The following is a 4,348-nucleotide window of genomic DNA, read 5'->3' on the forward strand; positions in this document are numbered from 1 at the left end:
AATTATTGAAAGTGAAAACCTCATTGAATCATTTTGCAATAAAACAAAAACTATTGTTAAAAGCCAATGTTTTAATGTTCAATGAACTTCAAATTTTGAAAGGTGCTACGTAAGATGAGTTACCAAGCTTAATATAATCTATTACTCTCTCCCTTAGATCTAAGCTGTAGTGTTTCTTTGTCATTTTCTCTTAAAAATAGTATCTTTTTGTCCCGTTTTCAAGCTAAATTACTATATATCAGGCTAGTATTTGTTCTTAAATATAGCTCATCTATTCGCAAAACTCAACTTAACGATCATCTCTTTGTATCTCACCACTATGGGAAGTTTCTTTGATTCGAAACTTCTCATACTTTACGCATTCATTTTCCTAAATTTTCACAGTCAGACTTTTGAACACAACAAAAATACCCATAAAAAGATATGGGTTATCTAAAAAAAGTTTATTAAGACGACCAATCAATCTTGATATTGTATAATTTTTTTAGATTGCTTAGTAAATTCACACTTCATGCTAACAGGAAGAGGGAGATCTAAATGAAGCCCTTCTACGTTAGATATTTTCCAATTCGCGTCTATATTTAATCCATGTAAACAACGTCCTTTTTTAAAATTTCTTGCTTTGTAGATTAGATGTTTTGGAGTATCTAATGGATTCTTACCTTGAGTTACAGAATCTTCGTAAAAGTTCATAAGATGAAAGTAAGGACTTTTAACATTTCCAACATCTAATTTTTTATTACTTTCTTCTTTCATTTTTTGAACAACTTTTTCATAATTCCCTTCACCCAGAATAATATTCCGGATGCCTTCTTTATTTTTACAAAAATCGTTTACTAATTTTTCAAAAGAGTGTAACCGAGTATTTTCAAACGCGTCTAAAGATTGTGAGGGCATACTTAATTCACGATTGTTAGAGTCAACAGAAGGCTTAACAAAAACTTTGAAAACATTGGAATATTTTTCCGTAAATTGTTCAATTTCTCTAAAATTTATCGGGCATACACCACATAATTTATAATATTTTTCAGGATTCCATTGTTGACATTTCTTATTTTCATCGTTCAATTGTAAATAATTTGATACAGCCTTATCTAATTCTTTCTGAACGATGTCCTTAAAGTGACATCGTTCACTTTCTTTTTTCACTGTTTCTAAAAATTTATTAAATTTTCCTGGACCATTAATAATTATCTCGATATTATTTTCTTTGTCATATATCCCCTTTGTTATATTATACAAATCATCTGATAATTTTTTAAAAGAGTTTACCCTAATATTTTCAAATGATTTGGATTGATTCAATATTATTTCAGCATTTATCTTAAAAATATTTGGATACTTTTCATGAAAAAATTCAATATTATTAAAATCTATTATGCACATTCCCAAAATTTTATAACGGTTTTTATAATCGGATAATCTTCCTGAATCTTTCAATTCCAAATAATTTGCTGCAGCCATAGAAAATTCTTCTATGACAATTCTCTTAAATTCACGTTCTTTTTGACGTTCTTCAACGATATTTAACAGTGTTAAATGTTTATAACGGTTGAATTGTATATTGCCTATATATCCGTTTCTAATATAAAAAAACCCTTTTTTAAAATTTACTTTTTGTTTTTTAGATAGATCGGAATTACTTATAGCTGTTTGCGCACGTTCAAAAGCTGAATCAACTAACCGTTTTACAGTCAAAGGATCCTTGTGTATTACCATATTTTCAAAAGTCCACCAATCAATAGGTGTCAACGTTTTTCCGAGCGCTAAAATTCTTTCATCGTTGCTTAAATTTCCTTGATCTATATTTTTTTGTACATTATTTACAATATTCAACATCACTTGATTTTTAATAATTTTTATTTTATGTAACAAATCAGTATAAGGAATTTTATTCTTAAGGGCAAAGTATATTTTTTCAATAGAGGAAAAATCACTGACTCTTGATATAAGCTTACTCATCAACTCGAAATCAACTTTTTTTATATTTTTTTCGACAAATTTTCCCAATTTTTCAGAAGAACATTTTTCTAATAGCTCCACAAAAATGCTCCTCATATCTTCTCTTTCAAACGTTTCTTCATCCAAAGACCATCCGAACAAAGCGTTATTAGCATTTTCGGTGTCTAAACTTTTAATAATTTTTTTTGCTACCGTAAATCCAAAATTGTTATGTTTTACTAGCGTACGTAAAATAGAAGACAGATTATTAATGATAGCTAAGAGAGTAGTCTTTTTTTGTAAAATCCTTTTTACAAATGCAATTTTATCATGGTTTACAAAGGCACACAGCACGTTAGCAAAACCTTTGCACGATTTTTTTTCTAAAATACGGTTTTGTAAAAGTTCTTTTACAAATTCAACGTGACCATGGTTCAAAAATGTACACATAATCTTTGAACACTCGTAAGCCGATACATTTTTAATCCAAGTTTCATTGTTCATCACTATGTTTTTTGCAAATTCAACTTCACCATGGTTCAAAAATGTACACATAATCTTGGAACACTCGTAAGCCGATATATTTTTAATCCAAGTTTCATTGTTCATCACTATGTTTTTTGCAAATTCAACTTCACCATGTTCAATAAAAGCGCGTAACACAGAAGCCAGATTCCCATAACATCCGGATAAGAAAAAGTTCTTTTTTTGTAAAAGCTTTTTTACCGATTCTAATTCACCATAATTTATAAATGCAAGCATCAGCTTAGTATAATGGTGGCTCGATATTTTTTCAAAAAAATTTTCATTATTTATTATTTTTTTTACAGCTTCACTTTTACCGTGTTTAATGAGTGCACATAAAATAGAAGCCAAATCATTATCAGAATCCTTTATGGTCTCAATTTTTTCGCTCTTGTTTTGCAAAATTTCTGTTACGAATTCTGCTTCACCACGGCTAACCAATGTGCACATAATTTTAGAACAATTTTTGTGCGCTATATTCTGAATCCAAGTTTCATTGTTCGCTATTATGCTTTTTGCATGTCTAGCATAACCACGTTCGATGAGCGTATGTAAAATAGAACGCATCCCTTTATCTAAGATTGGAATCTTTACTCCAGATGCTTTCTTGCTTTGCAAACACTCTTTTACGAATTCTACTTCACCATGATCTACTAATATACACATAAGCTTAGCAACAGTTTTGTCCGACATATTTGGATCTTCACTGTTCAGCATGTTTTTTATAAATTTAATGTTACCACTTTGAATGAAAGGAAAAAAAAGAGCAAAAGGAGTTTTGAAAAAAAACCAGGATAGCCAGGAAGAGGAACTCTTAACTCTATCATCTCCTGAACAAACTTCCTGCTTTGAAAGCTGTCATCAGATAAAACGTCCTTCACAAAATCTGAAAAAAGATCTTTTTTACAAGTATGTAAAAGTTTTTTAAATACTTCTTGAGTTCTGAGAGCGTTCTTTCTCGCTTCTTTGTCTTCTCCACCAACATGATAAGAAAATACGTTCCAAGCATCAGAAGAAATTAATTCTGAAAGTGCTTTTTCATTTTCTATAAAAATTTCCTTAACGCCTTCCCATTTGAATTTATCCAGATAAGCACAAAAAATACTCTCTAATCCTCCATCAAAACTATCTGTCGAACCAAGGCTACTCCGAATATTACCAATTTCCTGTAACACATTGGATACTTCTTCATCGTTCAATAATTTAATAAGATCTTCTTTTTTCATCCTGTCATTTTCTAGATAGGCACAAATCAACCAATCTATTCCTGCTTTACCACAATCTTTTAAGTATTTTTTTACACAAGAGAAAACATCACCTAAATTCGTTTGTAAAATTTTATTTGCATACATTTTAGCGCAATTTGTAAATCTATCGTGGCAAAAGCGATGGTGACCAATTCCTAAATCAAGATGTAATGCCTTGTGATTTGCAAAAACTTCCCAGAGTTTTTGTGCTTTTTCCAAAGACTTCTCTCTTTCCCAAAAATCGCACAATTCTTCCATAAGGCTCTTGTTACTTTTTAATGAAGCTTCCTTAAATCTATTTGCTAAAGAAACATCTATTTTGGCGATATCAGGAAGCATAGGTCCTATCTCAAAGCCTGAATAAGAAATTTGAGAAACTGCTAAAGAAAATAACAATAATAACTTTTTATTTATGAAAAACATCTATTACTAATAGTTAATTAAACTTTCATTAGTATATCGTATTTTATTATCTATAGTCAAGAACAATTTATTAATAAATGGGACAATCATTAAGTAACTCATCTTACGTAGCACCTTTCAAAATTTGAAGTTCATTGAACATTAAAACATTGGCTTTTAACAATAGTTTTTGTTTTATTGCAAAATGATTCAATGAGGTTTTCACTTTCAAT

2 protein-coding genes are annotated in these 4,348 nt (G+C 29.8%); both read right to left on the reverse strand.

Annotation, left to right across the window (positions count from 1 at the left end; genetic code table 11):
- Nucleotides 1-459 precede the first annotated feature (459 nt).
- The gene (locus tag P618_RS01215) at nt 460-3,159 is read right to left on the reverse strand and encodes a hypothetical protein (RefSeq protein WP_156918947.1); all 2,700 of its coding nucleotides are present in this window, start codon (nt 3,157-3,159) and stop codon (nt 460-462) included.
- Between the two features lie 29 nt (nt 3,160-3,188).
- Complete coding sequence (locus P618_RS01220; protein ID WP_156918948.1) at nt 3,189-4,109, reverse strand: hypothetical protein; 921 nt, start codon at nt 4,107-4,109, stop codon at nt 3,189-3,191.
- Nucleotides 4,110-4,348: the final 239 nt, after the last annotated feature.

This window comes from Holospora obtusa F1, assembly GCF_000469665.2.
GTDB lineage: Bacteria > Pseudomonadota > Alphaproteobacteria > Holosporales > Holosporaceae > Holospora > Holospora obtusa.

What these genes read in the sequence shown, in the direction of transcription:
- P618_RS01215 (WP_156918947.1), bottom strand. Translation starts at nt 3,159, where the DNA reads ATGTCGGACAAAACTGTTGCTAAGCTTATGTGTATATTAGTAGATCAT.